Below are 17,237 nucleotides of genomic sequence, written 5' to 3' on the forward strand. Positions count from 1 at the left end.
TCTCGACGCTTTTCGGCTTTTATGATATATTCTTCTCATCATCCTGACTGCCTGAGAGGTAGAATCCTGTTGTCTGGACATAGGGGGGACTGTATATTATGCCAATGTTGGAACGTTCGAATCCGCTGCCGCTCTATTACCAGCTGAAAGAGGTGCTCAAGCAGCAGATCCGCGCTGGGCATCTTGCCCCACATACGGCTATTCCATCCGAGCCGGAGCTGGTGGCACGCTACCGCGTCAGTCGTGCAACGGTGCGGCAGGCCCTGACCGAACTCGTCCATGAGGGCCTGTTGTATCGTCAACATGGCAAAGGGACCTTTGTCTGTGAGCCGCGCGTTCAGCAGACGCTCAGCGAGCTGACCAGTTTGAGCGAGGACATCCGCCGCCGTGGCAAGCAGCCGGGTGGGTTGCTGCTCGTCAGCGAGCTGGTTCGCGGCTCTGAGACGGTGCGCGAGCGCCTGCGCCTGCTCGATGAAGAGCAGGCGATTCGTCTAGTGCGCGTACGGACTGCCGATGAGGTACCCATCGCTTATGAGGTCGATTATCTGCCATATCCACGGGCGACGGGCATCTATCAGCGGGCCAAAGAACTGGGTGAAGGCTCACTCTATAGTATGATGGCCTCGGAGGGCCTGACCCCCTATATTGCCGAGCAGAATGTGAAGGCGGCCCTCCCCTCGGCGCGCGAGGCTGAGCTTCTTCGCATTCCCCCGGATGAGCCCGGTTTGCGCGTCACTTGCACAACCTTCGACCAAACTGGCTCACCTATCGCCTATAGTGAAGTCTTCTATCCCGGATCTCGCTATGAATATATGGTCACATTACGTGTCGCCAGGTCGTGAGTGAGCGGTCGCTGGTCGTGGCGATGATCGCCTGGGGCGGGCGGTAGTTGGTAAGCGAATCCTGTAAAGAACGCTTGGGTCTGGGGTGGGGAGAGCCGGACCGACGCCCTGCTCCTTCCCCTCCTGCCTTGCACGGCGCTGACTGACAGGGCAGCTAAGGCAGGCTGTCCTCGGCTCCTTATCCTAAAGAGTGCTCTGCCGCAGAGCAGGCCGACCCGCTTGGTTGTGGAAACTGCCGATGCCACACCACGGAAGAGCAACGTCGCTCTCCTCGAAGCCGGCGAGGAACCGGTCTGCTCTGTCTGGTAGCTTCGATCTCTCTCCTCCTTCGCTCCTTCTCGTCCTCTCCTTTCGCCCCGCCATCCTGTTCCCCTGGCCGGGACTTTCTTCTCCTCGCCGGACCAGCAGGAACAGACTAGAAGAAGCTCTGGCGGCATGTTATACTAGGCCGGGACGTGCTGTTGCGTAGAGCCTTACGCCGTTGACCACTGTTAGTCAAGCACGCTCTGATGAGCAATCAAGAAGGGTAGCTACTGATGGAAGACATACCGGAAAGAGAAGCGGCTACTGAGTCGGAGACTGCTGCTCAGAATGGTGTGGCGGATGCTCGCCGCCGTGAGGAGCAGGAATGGACCGATCGCGGCAACGAGGCGGCACGCGCTGGCGACTATGAGCAGGCGGTGGCCGCCTTTGAGCGCGCGGTGGCTGCCAATCCCGACAGCGCCCGCTCGCGTTACAACCTCGCGTTAGCTCAACAATATCTGGGCGATCGAGAGCTGGCCATTGCCGGCTATCGACGCGCCATCGATCTTGATCCTGGTCTGATCGAGGCCTATATTAACCTGGGCCATCTCTATAGCGAGCTAGGTCTCTATGAGGAGGCCATCGAGACCTTCCAGCAGGCGCTGGAAATCGATCCTGAGAACGACGAACTGTACGTCAGCCTGGGCGATACCTACCGCCTCCAGAACCTCTATCAGGATGCGGTCCAGGCCTATCGGCAGGCGCTTATCCTCAATCCTGGTCAGCCAATGGCCTCCGCGAGCCTGCGCGATGTGCGTGAGCGCATCAATGATCAGCTGCGCCGACTGATGGTTCAGGAGGCTGAGATCGATGAGAACCCTGCTGACCCCGCGCGTTACGCCGAACTGGCCTCCATCTACCTCGACATGCGACGCTATGATGAGGCCCTCTCGATCGCTAACCAGATGCTGGCCCTGGCCCCTGATGAACGAGCCGCTTATGATGTGCTGGCCCAGGTCTATGAACAGATGGGCGAGCGCGATCAAGCGGCCCAGACCTATGAGCGTATGGTGAGCCTGGCCCCGGAGGATGCCAACGCCTGGGAACGGCTCGCGTACTGGCGCTCCCTGCAGGGACAGACGGAAGCCGCGCTGCAGGCCTATCGTCGTGCCCTGGAGCTTGATCCCCGTCTTCAGAGCGCCCGCTTCGGCCTGGCGGAGACGTGTATGGAGGCTGAGCACTATGAAGAGGCTGCCAGCGCCTATCAGGAGCTGATCGCGGCTGCCGATGAGCTTCAGGAGGAAGAGCTGGCGGCGGCCTATGCCGGCCTGGCCGATGCCTACAACGCTCTGGGCCGCCATGAGGAAGCCATCGCGGCTGCCAACCAGCTTCTCCAGCGTTTCGAAGACGATGCAGAGGGGTACTATCAGCTTGCTACCGCCTACGATGCCCTCGGACGCTCTCAAGAGGCCATCGAAAACTACGAGAATGCCATCGAATCCGATCCACTCAATGCCGACTATTATAACGCCCTCGCTGATACTTACCGCGAGGTCAAACGCTACAACGAGGCGGTTGAGATGGCTCGCCAGGCCATAGCGCTGGACCCCTCGCTGGTGCTGGCCTATGAGACCCTGGCTCGGATTTACCAGGAGATGGGGCGACCCGACGAAGCGCGCGAGATCCTTGCTCAGGCGAACGAGCTCCGTCAGGCCAGTGAGGCCCTCTAGCCCCTGGTCCTGGTAGGTCTGGCCTTTGCTTGGCACCGTTCGTTCAGGCGGGAGGGGAGAGAGGCGGCGCGGTGCGGCTCGGTGCAGCGCAATGCAGCGCGCCGCACATTACAAAGGACCCGTTCCGTTGCCTTGGGAACAGCTTGCTCCTCCAGGTCGCTTCGCCCCGGTTCACTGAGCTACTATGGCTCCAGGCGACCTTTGATCGTCTCGGCGAAACTCTCCAGGTCCTCCAGGCGCTGCCGGATATGGTCATAGAGCAGATCGCGATTCAGTGTGCCGGGATCGCGGATAAGGGCGTCGCGCAAGTTTGTCAGAACCTCCAGGCGGTAGGCGAGCGTCTTGGGGATCAGTTGCTGAGCCGCCACGATGCTCAGCAGTTCATGGTAGTCCTCGGGCCGGCGCAAGCCGAAAGAAGCGACCAGGATGCTGCAGATCTGCAGGCAGGCTTCAATGGCAAGCTGGAGATAGCGCTCTGCCAGGCCGTAGATGCGGTAATCGCTGGTGAACTCCTCGCGCTGCGTCTCCCCCAGGCCGCGCAGGATGCCGATCGCCTCGCTTAGCTGCTGCAAGTGACGCTGCACCAGGTCCTTGTCTATCGGGAGCAGTTGCTGCTGCAGGCGACGGCTCAGGGCCTGGTTTTGAAGCTCATCGAAGCGCTTGAAGTCCAGGTAGTCCATGACGGCCTTGGTCTCAAACATGATGCGCCGCTTCTCATCGCGGCTATAGAGAACCTGGCCATACTTGATCACTTGCAGCTTAAGCAGCAGCGACGCCTGATTCAGAATCATGACATCGATATTCTCGGTCTCCAGGCGTCTGGCCAGCTCGCTGAAAAAGTAGAGCTGGTAGTCGAGGAACTGCTCAGAGCGCACCTGATCCATCAGGAGAATAGCAATATCGATATCGCTCAGTTCGCCGAAGCTTGTGCGCCCCTTCAGTATACCTGTCAGATACGCGGCATTGACGGGATTCTGGGCGAAGAATTGGTGAAGCTGTGCCTGCTTCTCAAAGAGATTCATCAGCAGCCTCCGATCAAACTCCTTGAGGACTGTCGGGAGACAGTAGCAGAAGGCTTCAAGGAGTATCCCCCATCCGTTGAGAGACCGGGGGTGCTTTTCAGCCAGTCCTTTGCCTGCATGCAACAGTCTAGTGAGAAGAGAGGTGCTTTCCTCCCTCTTCTGTATGTAATATTCTACCATAGAAATGGAGCTGCGGCGGCCTCCTGTCCTCTGCGCCCTGCCCTGTGCTGCCGACTGAGAGGGCGATCTGTCCGCTCATTGAGACTCCGCTCCTTGCCGCTTACGCCTTGACAGGAGGGGAGGGAGCGAACGCGGGGGCGATTGAGGGAGAGGCTCAGGCTCAGCTCAGCCCTCTACCCAGGCTTCTCCGTCGAGGCTGACCTCTTTTTTCCAGATTGGGACAGTGGTCTTGAGAGTATCAATGATGTAGCGGCAGGCTTCAAAGGCTTCGGCGCGATGGGGCGTTGCGACCACAATGATCACGCTGGCCTCGCCAATCTCAATGCGCCCAAGGCGGTGGGCGACTGCTACCCGCTCTGCTCCCCAGCGTTGGCGCGCCTCCTCCACAATGCGCCGAATCTGCTGCTCTGCCATCTCGGGATAGGCATCGTACTCCAGGTAGCGGATCTGCTTGCCACGGGCGTGGTTGCGTACCACTCCCTCGAAAATGACAATGCCGCCAACCTCGGGCGCGGCCACCGCGGTCACCAGCGCCTCGCGATTCAGCGGCTCGCGCGTAATCTGAATCACTGGCTCCATAGGCCCATCCTGCCAGAGAGAAATGCTCTTCCTCTACCCAGGGTGGGGCAGCTGCTTGTCAGGCTGCCCCACCCCCAAGTGGGGGAATAAAGACAAGCTCATCATCTTCCTGCAGCACCCGGTCCGCGGGGACGTATTCGCGATTTACCGCGCACAGCGAGCGCTCCAGGATTGGCTGCAGACGGGAATAGCGAGCGACAAGTAAGGCCCGGGCTCCGGCGACGTCGGTTCCCTCGGGCACCGTCAGGGTCTCGGCATCCTGACCCACAATCTCGCGTAATCCCGCAAAGTAGCGCACACGGATCTTCATGCCAATGAGTATATCACGCTGTTTGCGCGACTGTACAGCTATGCACAGTCGTCCGGCTCAGCCTTGACTGGCAGCTCGTCGCATGACGAACTCGGCCAGCGTGCGCACTGCGACCCCTGTGGCCCCTTTCTCTTGGTAAGGCTTGGAGCTATCCACAAAGCTCGTGCCGGCAATGTCCAGATGCGCCCAGGCCGCTGAGCCGGCGAAGTGCTCCAGTACCTTGGCGGCGGTGATCGAGGAAGCAGGTCGACCGCCGGTCTGCCTGATATCGGCGACCTCGCTCTTGATCTGCTCGCCGTATTCGTCATCCAATGGCAGGCGCCACAGTTTCTCGCCCACGGTCTCGCCCGCGACAATGAGTTCTTCGCTCAAGCGCGTATCGTTGCTGAAGAGGCCTGCGTAGACATGTCCCAGAGCGACCACGATGCCGCCGGTGAGCGTTGCGACATCGATGATCGGAGTCAGTCCCTCGCGCGTGGCGTAGGACATGGCATCAGCCAAAATGAGCCTTCCCTCGGCGTCGGTATTCACGATTTCGATGGTCTTCCCATTCATGATACGCAAGATATCGCCTGGTCGGTAGGAGTGCCCATCAGGCATATTCTCGCAGGTCGGAACGAGGGCGGTCACGTTCAGAGCTGGTTTGAGGCGAGCGATTGCCTGCATTGCTCCCAAGACGGCAGCTGCTCCAGCCATATCGCCTTTCATAGTCACCATGCCATCTGTGCTTTTCAAGGAGAGTCCGCCGCTATCGAACGTAATGCCCTTGCCGACCAAGGCCAGCCCGTCTGCTTGCTCTGGGGCGCCGCGATAGCGTAGGATAGCCAGATAGGGAGCTTCGCTACTGCCACGCGAGACGGCCAGCAGGCCTCCCATGCCCAGCTTTTCCATCTGGGGGCGTTCCAATACCTCGCAGGCAAGGCCCCAGGTTTCGGCCATGCTGCGGGCACGGCGAGCCAGCTCACCGGGTGTCAAGATATTCGGAGGCTCGTTCACCAGATCGCGCGCGAAGTTGGTCGCCTCGGCCAGGATGCGGCCCCGCTGTAGAGCTGCCTCAAGCGTACTGCTCTCGTAAGCCGTCTGGGCTGGCCCCACCTGTAGCAGCAGCTCGCGGACGGCTTCCTCGGAGTCTCTTGAGCCATTGTTGCGATAGCGACTAAAGCGGTAGAGTCCAAGGAGGAACCCTTCCACCTGAGCTTGCAGAGCGGCCAGCGTTGTCAGTGCCTGCGGCGAGCCGGGTTCCGGCTGAAGGCTGGTCACATCGATGGCCAAAACCACGCGCCGCGCGCCTTTCTCCTGAAGCTGGCGAGCCAGGGTCGCGCAGGCCCGTCGCAAGGTACGTGGAGCATCGCGCTCCAGATCGCCCAGGCCGAGCACAATCAGCCGTCTGGCGGCGAACCTGCCCGGCACAAAAAACGTCGTAATCTCCCCGCTATAGCCTTTGATCTCGCTGCGGGCACAGCTTTCCTGCAGCAAGCCATCCAGGCGAGCATCTACCGCCTGTGCAGGAGCGCTCAGGCGGGCCTGCTCGCTCCCACGTGGACGGCCTGCGCTCACCACGAGGGCATCGCAGCTGATCTCTGTAAGAGGCTCATTAGTCAGGCGAAGATCGAGTTCCACAGTCTCCACAGTCTCACTAGCTCCTTTGCACCAAAGTCATCATCGTATGAGGCCAAACATCTAGTGGACTAGCAAACGCTCAACTAGATCCAGCAACTGGCGCGGCTTAAAGGGCTTCAACAGATACTCGTCGTAGCCGCCGCTGGAAGCAGAGCTGCGAGCCTCGTCGGGGGGGTAAGCCGTAACAGCCACGATTGGCACCTTCCCCATCCCCGGACGAGCGCGGATCAATTGCGCCGTTCGCTGCCCATCGAGGACGGGCATCAGCAGATCCGTGAGAATCAGATCGACCTGCACCCGCTCTAGCAGGTCCAGTGCTTCGCGGCCATGCGTCACTGAAAAGCAGCGGTAGCCGCGAGAGGAGAGGACCTTCTCCAGCAGCAGGCGATCGGAAGGATCATTCTCGATGATCAGAATTGTGGCCTCACGTCGTGTGGAAGATGCACCGGTATCCATCGTCATCGATCGTCACTATCATCCTAGATGCTCATCGTGGAGAAACTGGAGGTGGCGGGCGTGGGTGGAGCAGACAGTCTTGACTGACCTGACCGCTCACTCAGGCTCCAGAGCGGCTCTGGAGCTTCGGGCTGGCTGCCAGGGGAAGCACAAAGGAAAAGACCGAGCCATGCCCCGGCATACTTTCCACGAAGACCTCGCCACCTTGCAACTCCACGAGCTTACGGGCAATCGTCAGACCCAGGCCAGTGCCTCCAAACTTGCGCGCTGTGCTACTATCGGCCTGGCGGAATGCCTCAAAGATATACTCCAGCGCTGCCGGTGAGATACCGATCCCGCTATCATGCACAGCAATACGCAGCATATCATAGCGTTCCAGGAGATTGCAACGGATCGTAATGCCACCGCGCTCGGTGAACTTAATGGCGTTGGAGACCATATTGACCAGCACCTGACGCAGGCGGTAACTATCGGCCAATACCCGCGGTAACTCCTCGGGCAGCTCCAGCTGTAAGGTCAGGTCGCGAGCTGAGGCCAGAGGCTTCAGCTGATCCACAACCTCTCGCAAGCAGCCCTCGATGGCCAGCGGCTCCAGGCGCACCTCCAGGCGGTCGGCCTCGATCTTCGAGAGATCAAGCATATCATCGACCAGGTGCGACAGATCCTCGGCCCGGCGGATCATAAAGCGAATGTGCTCTTCCTGCTCTGGGGTCAGTGTTCCCTCGACGAAGCCATCCACCAGCAAGGAGCCGTAGCTAATGATGCTATGCAAAGGAGCGCGTAGCTCGTGGGTGACCGTGGCCAAGAACTGCGACTTCAGCTGATTCGCGCGCTCCAGAGCAACGTTCTTCTCCTTGACCTCAGCGAAGAGCAGGGCATCTTGAATGGCCATCGCCGCCTGGATGGCTGCCGTACTCAACAGGAAGGTATCGCGCTGAGTCAGTTGATAGGGGCGCTCCGAGTAGAGCATAATCGCCCCGATCGTCTCATCTTGCAGCAAGAGGGGCGTGGCAATCACCGCGCCGTAGCCGGCCTCCAGCGCGAGCCACGCCCAGCGCTCCTGCCGCTCCTGGTAGATGGCGCGCACGTCCTCGCCATAGGCGATTTTCTGCTTCTGCATGGCCATCCGGGCTAGCAACAGGTCCAGCTCACGGAGCGCCTCGTGGGGAATGCGAGGGTGGGGAGGTTCCACACGCGCGACAGCGGCCTGCAGGCGCGGTGGACGGATCACTCGCCGCCGGGGGGCTGGAGGAGTGGGACGCGGTAGGGCGGCCATTTTTGTCGTGGCCGCTAGCGTGATATCGGCGCGTGGATCAGTATAGACACGGACCTGACCCTGGCGATAGGTCTCACCGGTCAAGATCTCGGTGCGCGGCGGGTCGTTGCTCCACAAAGCTACCGCCCACGGAGCAGGCTGATCGCGCCCGTAGAGCAAGAGCGAGACCTGACGCACCTGCATAATGACCCCAAGACGAGAAACGATCTCGGCCAGCAAATGCTCTAGATTGAGTGTTGAAATCAGTGCATCGCTCATGCTCAGCAGGTCGCTCAGCTGGCGTGTCAGCAAGCGACTTTCGGCATCCTGTTGCGCCAGGGCCGAGCCGAGCTGCTGAAAAGCCTGAGAGAGGGCCTCTAACTCGTCGCCTGGCAGCGTGGTCGAGGGCAGCGCTGGCGGCGTAGAGGAAGAAGATATACGGGGGGGCAGAGAAAGCGGCAGGCGGAGGCCCTGCTCTACCCGGCTGAGCAGCTCAGAGAGAGGAAGACTAACGAGCTGGCGAACCGCGATGCTAAGGAGCAAGAAGCCCGGGGCACAGGTAAAGAGCAGCAAAGAAGCAAGCGCCAGCCAGACGTGAGGGGAAGCCGTCTGATGGGCCGAGAAATAAGAGAGCAGAGGCCAGCTCAGGGCCAGGAACAGGCTCAGGCAAAGGAGGCAGATCAACCCCGCCGCCAGAATCAATTTAGCGCCCAAAGAACGCACCATCGCACGCATGCGAGCACAAGCCTCAGCAATAGATAAGGGGAGGGCAGAGTCCGACTCGTCCTCCCCTCCACGTACCGCGCTGGCAGAAGAACTGGCGCTTGCCTGGCCAGCCCCAGCGACACGAGCAGCACGGCGAGACGGGCAGCCAGCTCCGGGACAAGAAAGCTGCAACACCCTGCGAATCAAAAAGATGTCCAGGCTGACAACACTATCAGTGAGCCTGCTCTGCTTCTTTTGCTGACCGCCACTTGCGGGTGGGTCTGCCCAAGCCCCGCCATCTGTTTGTTCAGGCTCCTTTATTATAACGGATGAGAGGGAGCCTGTGTTAGCGGGGTGACTGGTGTGCCAGCTCTGGCGGAGGCAGGATCATCCTCGATATGCTCTACATAGCCGTTGCGGAGCAAGCGAGCCACGGTACAGGCCACATCTTGCTCATCGCGATGGACGAGACGAGCGATCTCGCTCAGGCTCCGTTTTCCGTTCAGCAGCAGAAAGACCAGGCGTTCGCGGCGATCGAGCTGAGAAATAATTTCGGGCCTGGCTGCCTCGGGAAGCGCGCGAAAATAAACATCGTAGTGCTGTAGCTCACCTCGCGTTGCTGTCTCTGCAGCGGCAGCGCGCTCCAGCCTTGGGGACGAAGCAGCAGCAGGCGAGGTCAGCAAGATCGGTGCGGCGCGTGTTGCGGCATGCTTCAAATATTTACTGAGACCCCAAGCTCGTAGCATGACATCCCTCCTAACCTATTCAGTTCGCACTGCGAATCCGCCCCTGGTTCTTGAGAAGTGCCTGGGACCCACCACTACTACATTATACTCGTGGTGCCTAGGTAGAAGCCTGGTTGGTGAGGAATGGAGGGAGGGCGTTGGGTGGGCGGGAGTGGGAGAGGCAAGCGAGGGTTGCCGGTGATGCTGCAGGATAGGATGAGGCAGGGCAACGAATGGACGAAAGGAGCATCCCGCTGTGAACAGCGCCAACAGTGAGAGCAGCGGCAGAGCGGCAGATGCCGACGATGGCCAAGCGGACAGAAAGGCAAGAGCACCAAGTGCGAGCGATGTGCCCTTCCCTGCCTGGCTAGCGGTGCCGGATCATCGCCTTCCCGCGGCGGAGCTACTTAGAGCCGGCCCCTCGCTCTAATGCCTTATAATGTTCCCGGAAGGACTGACGCGCGCGAGACAGGTACATCTTCACGCCACTCTCAGCGATATTGAGGGCCTGAGCGATCTCGCTGTAGGAGAAGCCTTCCTGAGTATAGAGCAGCAAGGCAGCCCGATACTGCTGGGGCATCCGTCGCAGGGCGGCGCGCACCAGCTCGGTCGTTGTATAGACCTCCTGTGGATCAGCGCTCTCCATATCGGCTGGCTCATGGTCGAGATCCTGCCAGGGAAGCCAGGCGATCAGCTTCTTCCGGCGCAGGGCATCGTAAGCTGTATTGGTTGCAATGCGATAGAGCCAGGCTGAGACCTTGAGATTGCTGTCCATCTTGGGCAGAGCGCGGAACGCCTTCAGGAAGGTATCCTGAGTCAGATCATCCGCCTGCTCGCGGTCGCCTACCAGATGGTACACATAATTATAAATAGATGTTTTATACTCGTCGTAGATCTGATCGAAAGACCAGGTCCTCTCTTTCGTTTCCGCCCTAGCCATGCGCGACATCCCTTCGATGTTGACTATAGCTAGAATCTTGTTGTTCCTCGCTCGCGGCTGGAGCCTGCCGGGGCAGGGTCAAGCATGGGGGAGGAACGGGAAACCTACACCTTAGTAGCATTGCGCTATTCACACTGCTGCTCTCGTATGCTGTTTATCATGTTAGCATATTGAGCGGGTTCGTTGAAAACGGTTCTGTTTATGTTAGTACTATTTGGGGGGCAGCCTCTTTTGCCAGCGAGGGGCAATTATGATACCATAACAGCAGCAGGAATCAGCCATTGAAAGAGAGTCTAATCTCCACAAAGCTAGCTAACGAAGGAAGGAAGAGAAGAGAGCATGTCCTTGGTTGCTGGGGGGTTGGAGCACGAGTTTGAGCCGGTGCAGCGTGTACGTCCTCTCTGGTGGCAGGAAGACGAGCGGGGTTGTGCCCTGATGTTGCTTGACCAGACGCTCTTACCGCAGCAGGTCGTCTACAGTCGGCTAGAAGATGAGCGTCAGGTAGCCGAGGCGATCAAGGCCTTAAAGGTCCGGGGGGCCCCTGCGATTGGCATGGCGGCGGCCTTTGGACTTGTCTTAGCGCTCAGGCGCTTGCTGGCAGAGCGAGGAAGTGAGGTCAGTCTCGCTGACGTTCTGAGCAGGCTCGACGAGGCGGGGGTCTTGCTGGCGGCCACCCGTCCCACAGCGATCAATCTCAGCTGGGCCATTCGTCGGTTGCTTGGGCTGGCTCAGCGGCTTGCCAAGGCCGGGTGCCGCCCTGGGGATCTGGTGGGCCGACTCCTGGAGGAGGCCCAGGCCATTGCTGCTGAGGATCGGGCGGCTTGCCTGCGCATGGGACGCTATGGTGAGGCGCTGATCGCCGATGGAGATCGGCTGCTGACCCATTGTAACACTGGGATTCTGGCTACTGCCGGCTGGGGTACGGCCTTGGCGCCGATGTATCTGGCGCATCGGGCGGGCAAGCGCATTCATGTCTTTGTCGACGAAACGCGCCCGGTGCTCCAGGGGGCGCGTCTCACGGCCTGGGAGCTGCAACAGGAGGGAGTGCCTTTCACGCTGATCACTGACAATATGGCCGGCTATTTCATGCGCCAGGGCCAAGTCGCCGCTGTCTTTGTGGGGGCCGACCGTATCGCGGCCAATGGCGATGTCGCCAATAAGATCGGAACCTATAGTCTGGCGGTGCTCGCTCATGCGCATGGCATTCCTTTCTACGTGGTCGCCCCTTGTTCTACGATCGATCTCGCTTTGCCCTCCGGGGAGGAGATTCCTATCGAGCAACGTGACCCGCGTGAGGTCACGGCCATCCGTGGGATCTCCATTGCTCCCGATGGTGTCTCTGTAGCCAATCCGGCCTTTGATGTAACCCCTCATACATATATAAGTGCTATTATTACCGAGAGGGGGGTTGCGCGCGCTCCGTATAGCGTAGCCCTGCGCGGCCTCTGTGCAGATGACCATCATCCTATCGAGAAGCAGGCAGAGAGGTAATGGAGACAGACGTTGTGCAGGCTGTAGCCCAGCACGCTGAGGAAACGCTGGGCAAGGAAGGTTTTCGCTACGTCAGCGCCGTTGTGGCAAACTGTAAGATGCTTGCGCTAGACCTGGAGGCTCGGGGAGATGAGGAGGCCGCTCATTTGGATATGGAGGCGCTGACGATCGCCGCCTATCTGCATGATATCTCGACGGCCTCCTATGGTTTTCAGGACCACCATGTCAAGTCGGCTGAGCTGGCCGTCGATTTCTTACGCGAGCTGGATGTACCCGAGGAGCGCATTCGCAAGGTGGAACAGATCATTCTGGCTCATACAACGGTGGTGCCCGCCGAGCAGCGTCGCAAGGTTCCCCTGGAGACGCGCATCCTCTACGACGCCGATAAGTTGGGGCGCCTCAGTGGGCTGGCCGTGGTTACTTCACTCATCGAGTTCGGCGCGCGCTATCCCAATCGAGCGGTGACTAGTGAGGTGCTGGCGGCGATCCTGCGCCATATTGAGGAGCGCTTTGTGGAGCTGTACCAGTCGCTCAATACGGCCCCTGCCCGCGAGCTGGCCCGCGATAAGTTCGGCAAGACCCTGGCCTTCCTGGATGGGGTCATTGAGCATCTGAGCGGAGCCACACCTGTCTGAGCGACGCTGGTCCGCTCTTGCTGACTGGCACTGGCTGGTGAGCAGGCGCCCTTGCTGTTTTCTCTCCGCCATCCAACCGCTCGCTCGCAGGCGCACTCCTGCTCACTAGCCAGACACTGATTTCTTTCTCACATGGAGGTTGTGAGGACGTGTCGTCGTCTATCCTCGTTGTCGGCTCGGTGGCCCTGGATACGGTTGAAACTCCTTTCGCCAGGGTCGAAGAGGTGCTCGGCGGGGCCGCTTCTTATTTCTCTACGGCGGCTTCCCTCTATAGCCCGGTCAATCTGGTGGCGGTCGTCGGCTCCGATTTCCCCCAGGAGTATTTGGAGTTTTTCCGCCGCCGGGGCATCCATCTCTCTGGCTTACAGGTGCATCAGGGCCAGACCTTCCGCTGGGTCGGTCGCTACCATCTCGATATGAATGTGCGCGATACGCTCGATACGCAGCTTGGAGTCTACGCTGATTTCCACGCGGTAATTCCACCCGAATACCGCAGTAGCTCGCTGCTCTTCCTGGCCAATATCAAGCCTGACCTCCAGCGAGAGGTGCTGGATGCCATGCCGCAGGTCCGTCTATCGGTGTTGGACTCGATGGATCTCTGGATCAATACGGCGCGGTCTCAGCTCACCGAGGTCATGAAGCGCGTCGATATGATGTTGATGAGTGAGGAGGAGCTGCGTCTCTACACCGGCTGCGCCAGTGTGGTGGCTGGGGTGCGCCAGCTCTTCAGCCTGGGTCTGAAGTATGTGATTGTGAAGCAGGGCAGCTATGGGGCCTTGCTCTTTGGCCGCGATGGCAGCTATTTTAGCGCCCCCGCCTATCCTCTGGAGGAGGTGGTTGATCCGACCGGTGCTGGCGACGCCTTTGCCGGGGGCTTGCTGGGCTACCTGTCGACGGTGGAGCCAGGACCAGATGGCCGCTACGGCTTTGAGGAGTTGAAGCGCGCGGTGGTTCATGGCAATATCCTCGGTTCGTTTGCCTGTGAGGATTTCAGTATTCGCCGTCTGCAGCAGCTGACGCTGGCGGATGTCGCCGCTCGCTACCAGGCCCTGGTAGCCTGCTCGCACTTCGATCCCAATTGGCTGCCGGGGCGCTCAGCGGAGACCCCCGCCGCAGGCTAAGCCATAGTCAGGTCGGTGGGCAGGCCGCTGCTTCCGCTGACAGCGCTGCCAAGCTGCATAACAGCTAGGAGGCCGGCGGAGGAGCAAAGAAAAGAAGCAACCTGCGTCAGATCGCTGACTCTAGTCTTATCTTATGGAGAAGAAGGGAAGGAAAGAGGGTCTATGACCACATCGACACAGGGAGATGTTAAGGACCGCTCGCTGGCCCCACGTGGGAAGGAGCGCATTGAATGGGCCGCGCGGGATATGCCCGTGCTGCGCCTCATCCGCGAGCGCTTTAGCCAGGAGCAGCCGCTCAAAGGCATCCGCATGGCGGGCTGCCTGCATATCACAACGGAAACGGCTAATCTGGCCCTGACGCTGCAGGCCGGGGGCGCCGATCTGGTGCTCTGCGCTTCGAATCCGCTTTCGACCCAGGATGACGTGGCCGCGGCTCTCGTCTGCGAATATGGGATTCCGACCTTTGCCATCAAGGGTGAGGATGAGGAAACCTACTATCGCCATATCCATGCAGCGCTGGACCATCGCCCACAGTTGACGATGGACGATGGGTGCGACCTGGTCTCGACCCTCCATAGCAGCCGCAGCGAGCTGCTCGGGCAGGTCATTGGAGGAATGGAGGAGACGACAACCGGGGTGATCCGTCTGCGCAGTATGGAAAAGCAGGGAGTGCTCAAGTACCCGGTATTGGCCGTCAACGAGTCGAACACCAAGCATCTCTTTGACAATCGCTATGGCACGGGCCAGAGCACGCTCGATGGCATCATTCGGGCGACCAATCTGTTGCTGGCCGGACGGACGATTGTCGTGCTGGGTTACGGCTGGTGTGGGCGTGGTGTGGCCGCTCGTGCGCGGGGTCTGGGAGCCAACGTCGTGGTAACGGAGGTAGACCCGATTCGGGCGCTGGAGGCGGTGATGGATGGCTTCCGCGTGCTGCCATCCCTGGAGGCGGCCACCATTGGCGATATCTTGATCACAGTAACAGGCAATCTCAATGTGATCGACCGCTCTCATCTGGAGCGCCTCAAAGACGGAGCCGTGCTGGCCAACTCGGGCCACTTCAATGACGAGATTAATATCCCTGAGCTGGAGAAGCTGGCCGTGCGCAAGCGGCGTATCCGCGATTTTGTCGATGAGTATACCTATGCCGACGGGCGTCAGGTCTATTTGCTTGGCGAGGGGCGCCTGATCAATCTGGCCGCCGCTGAGGGGCATCCGGCTAGCGTCATGGATATGAGCTTTGCTAACCAGGCCCTGGGGGCCGAGTATATGCTCAAGCATGCCAGCGAGCTGCAGCCGCGGGTTTATACGCTGCCAGCGGAGATCGACCAGGATATCGCGCGCCTCAAGCTGAAGGCTATGGGCGTTGCTATCGATACATTGACTTCGGAGCAGCAAACCTATCTCAATTCCTGGGAAGCGGGTACCTGAGCCGCCAGGCCCGTGCAAGCTCTCGGGCCCTGCCTGGCCGGCAAAAGAGATGCGGGCCACGGGCCTTCTGGCCCGCTCTCTTGACAGTCAGCAGCATTCTTCGATATACTGAGAAAAACTGACCTGTTTGTCCTGGATAGCAGGCATCAGCATCTCTGGTGCCTCCTCCAGTGTCCGCTTCCAAGACGGCACACCGACAATTGAATACGTTCGCGTGAGATCTGCTCTCATCCAGAGAGGTGGAGGGAAACGGCCCGATGAAGCCCGGCAACCCATCTGCCGCCGTGGCCACTGCCCGTGCAGCAGGAAGGGTGCCAATTCCGGCGGAACGTTCCGCAAGATGAGGGGGATAAGCAAGGTGACGTTGCTAGACCCCTGCTTGCCAGGGGTCTTTTTGTGCCTTATGCACCACTGCAACCACTGCATCGATCCCCACATCGCTTATCTCCTTAAGGAAGTGTGTGTGTGAATGACCTGCTCGATTAGCAGGCAGATAAAGAGAGAAAAAGCGGCAAAGAGTGCCAGTTTTCTCGTCAGGAGGAATGTGTTCGGTGAGCAATACCATGAGCAGCTTCATGAGTAGTCCAAAGTTGTTCTTTACCAGCGAATCGGTGACCGAGGGGCATCCTGACAAGCTGTGTGATCAGATCTCGGATGCTATCCTCGACGCCATTTTAGCCCAGGACCCCCTGGCCCGCGTCGCCTGCGAGGCGGCGACGACCACTGGCCTGGTCCTGATCGCCGGTGAGATCACGACCTCAGCCTGGGTTGATATGCCCGCAGTGGTGCGCAAGACGATCGAGCAGGTTGGCTACGTTAATGCCGAGTATGGGTTTGACTATCGCACCTGTGGTGTGGTGACCTCCATTGGCAAGCAGTCCCCCGATATTGATCTGGGGGTGAGTCGTTCGGCTGAGGTCAAGAGCGGCCTTGTACTGACTGATGATGAACTGGAGCAGATTGGGGCCGGTGATCAGGGCATGATGATTGGCTTTGCCTGTAACGAGACGCCCGAGCTTATGCCGTTGCCGATCAGTCTGGCGCACAAGTTGACTCATCAGCTGGCGCAGGTGCGGCGGCGCTCATGGGTTGGCGATGGGCCGATGCCCTATCTGCGCCCCGATGGCAAGAGTCAGGTCACTGTCCAGTATGAGTATGGACGTCCCGTCCGCGTTGATACGGTTGTGGTCTCGACTCAGCACGCTGACTATGTCGATCAGGAGCAGATTCGTCAGGATGTCCTCGAGTATGTGATTAAGCCGGTGATTCCGCCCCATCTGCTCGATGAACGGACGCGCATCCTGGTCAATCCCACGGGGCGCTTTGTCATTGGGGGGCCGATGGGTGATGCTGGCCTGACGGGTCGCAAGATTATTGTCGATACGTACGGTGGAATGGCGCGCCACGGTGGTGGGGCTTTCAGCGGTAAGGACCCCACCAAGGTCGATCGCTCCGCAGCCTATATGGCGCGCTATATTGCGAAAAATCTGGTGGCCGCCGGGCTGGCGGATCGCCTGGAGCTGCAGATCTCCTACGCCATCGGCGTGGCTCGTCCCCTCTCGCTATTTGTCGATACCTTCGGCACTGGGCGGGTCTCCAACGAGGAGCTGGTCCGTCTCATCAATGAGCATTTTGATCTGCGTCCGGCGGCCATCATTCAGAAGCTGAATCTGCGCCGTCCGATCTATCGTCCCACGGCGGCTTACGGGCACTTCGGACGTACGGATATTGATGCCCCCTGGGAAGCGCTCGATAGGGTAGCGGCTTTGCGGCGCAGTGCTGGCGCCAGCGTCGAGGATGATGCGACGACTTCTCAGCAGCCACCGCAGTCGCGTGCTGGCGAAACCGCGGAGATTAACTGAATTCGGCCTGATCATGGCCGGTACTGGATATTCGGCTTCAACCATCTAGCTGAAGAGGGCTGCGCAGCGGAGCCTGGGGGAGCAAGCCCG

Annotated in this window: 15 protein-coding genes and 1 riboswitch; of the genes, 7 read left to right on the forward strand and 8 right to left on the reverse strand. The window is 59.8% G+C overall.

Annotation, left to right across the window (positions count from 1 at the left end):
- Nucleotides 1-98: 98 nt before the first annotated feature.
- Both N688_RS06005 and N688_RS06010 read left to right on the forward strand, forming a co-directional pair.
- Nucleotides 99-842, forward strand: a complete 744-nt coding sequence (locus N688_RS06005; protein ID WP_081838569.1) for a GntR family transcriptional regulator — start codon at nt 99-101, stop codon at nt 840-842.
- Nucleotides 843-1,378: 536 nt separating this feature from the next.
- A complete protein-coding gene (locus N688_RS06010) occupies nt 1,379-2,815 on the forward strand; it encodes a tetratricopeptide repeat protein (RefSeq protein WP_052888432.1) in 1,437 nt (478 codons plus the stop codon).
- Between the two features lie 182 nt (nt 2,816-2,997).
- Here the strand turns inward: N688_RS06010 and hepT are convergent, their stop codons facing one another.
- The 8 genes from hepT to N688_RS06050 all read right to left on the reverse strand — a co-directional run bounded on the left by hepT (nt 2,998) and on the right by N688_RS06050 (nt 10,607).
- On the reverse strand, nt 2,998-3,837 hold the full coding sequence (gene hepT / locus N688_RS06015; protein WP_052888433.1) for a type VII toxin-antitoxin system HepT family RNase toxin: 840 nt from the start codon (nt 3,835-3,837) through the stop codon (nt 2,998-3,000).
- 345 nt (nt 3,838-4,182) lie between these two features.
- On the reverse strand, nt 4,183-4,596 hold the full coding sequence (locus N688_RS06020) for a molybdenum cofactor biosynthesis protein MoaE (protein ID WP_052888434.1): 414 nt from the start codon (nt 4,594-4,596) through the stop codon (nt 4,183-4,185).
- 58 nt (nt 4,597-4,654) lie between these two features.
- A complete protein-coding gene (locus N688_RS06025) occupies nt 4,655-4,906 on the reverse strand; it encodes a MoaD/ThiS family protein (protein WP_052888435.1) in 252 nt (83 codons plus the stop codon).
- Between the two features lie 57 nt (nt 4,907-4,963).
- The gene (locus tag N688_RS06030) at nt 4,964-6,535 is read right to left on the reverse strand and encodes a leucyl aminopeptidase (protein ID WP_052888436.1); all 1,572 of its coding nucleotides are present in this window, start codon (nt 6,533-6,535) and stop codon (nt 4,964-4,966) included.
- A 51-nt stretch (nt 6,536-6,586) separates the two neighbouring features.
- Nucleotides 6,587-6,988: a response regulator gene (locus tag N688_RS06035; protein WP_052888437.1), complete on the reverse strand. Its 402-nt coding sequence runs from the start codon at nt 6,986-6,988 to the stop codon at nt 6,587-6,589.
- A gap of 94 nt (nt 6,989-7,082) precedes the next feature.
- Nucleotides 7,083-8,972, reverse strand: a complete 1,890-nt coding sequence (locus N688_RS06040; RefSeq protein ID WP_052888438.1) for a sensor histidine kinase — start codon at nt 8,970-8,972, stop codon at nt 7,083-7,085.
- Between the two features lie 290 nt (nt 8,973-9,262).
- On the reverse strand, nt 9,263-9,688 hold the full coding sequence (locus N688_RS06045) for a hypothetical protein (RefSeq protein ID WP_052888439.1): 426 nt from the start codon (nt 9,686-9,688) through the stop codon (nt 9,263-9,265).
- Nucleotides 9,689-10,070: 382 nt separating this feature from the next.
- Entirely contained in the window at nt 10,071-10,607 is a 537-nt protein-coding gene (locus N688_RS06050) for an RNA polymerase sigma factor (protein ID WP_162179504.1), read from the reverse strand.
- A gap of 339 nt (nt 10,608-10,946) precedes the next feature.
- Here N688_RS06050 and mtnA point away from each other — a divergent pair, with 339 nt between their 5' ends.
- From mtnA to metK, 5 genes are all read left to right on the forward strand, one after another.
- Entirely contained in the window at nt 10,947-12,098 is a 1,152-nt protein-coding gene (mtnA, locus tag N688_RS06055; RefSeq protein WP_052888441.1) for an S-methyl-5-thioribose-1-phosphate isomerase, read from the forward strand.
- The gene (locus N688_RS06060) at nt 12,098-12,733 is read left to right on the forward strand and encodes an HD domain-containing protein (protein WP_052888442.1); all 636 of its coding nucleotides are present in this window, start codon (nt 12,098-12,100) and stop codon (nt 12,731-12,733) included. Before mtnA ends, N688_RS06060 begins: the two co-directional genes overlap by 1 nt.
- A gap of 149 nt (nt 12,734-12,882) precedes the next feature.
- Nucleotides 12,883-13,854, forward strand: coding sequence for a PfkB family carbohydrate kinase (locus N688_RS06065; RefSeq protein ID WP_052888443.1), 972 nt, complete (start codon nt 12,883-12,885; stop codon nt 13,852-13,854).
- A gap of 162 nt (nt 13,855-14,016) precedes the next feature.
- Nucleotides 14,017-15,285 carry an adenosylhomocysteinase gene (gene ahcY, locus N688_RS06070; RefSeq protein ID WP_052888444.1) on the forward strand — a complete coding sequence of 423 codons (1,269 nt, stop codon included), beginning with the start codon at nt 14,017-14,019 and terminating at the stop codon, nt 15,283-15,285.
- 224 nt (nt 15,286-15,509) lie between these two features.
- A riboswitch (SAM riboswitch) is annotated at nt 15,510-15,632 on the forward strand.
- A gap of 228 nt (nt 15,633-15,860) precedes the next feature.
- Entirely contained in the window at nt 15,861-17,147 is a 1,287-nt protein-coding gene (metK, locus tag N688_RS06080; RefSeq protein ID WP_052891389.1) for a methionine adenosyltransferase, read from the forward strand.
- The last annotated feature ends 90 nt before the right edge of the window (nt 17,148-17,237 follow it).

Origin of the sequence: Thermogemmatispora carboxidivorans (genome assembly GCF_000702505.1) — a bacterium.
Lineage (GTDB): Bacteria > Chloroflexota > Ktedonobacteria > Ktedonobacterales > Ktedonobacteraceae > Thermogemmatispora > Thermogemmatispora carboxidivorans.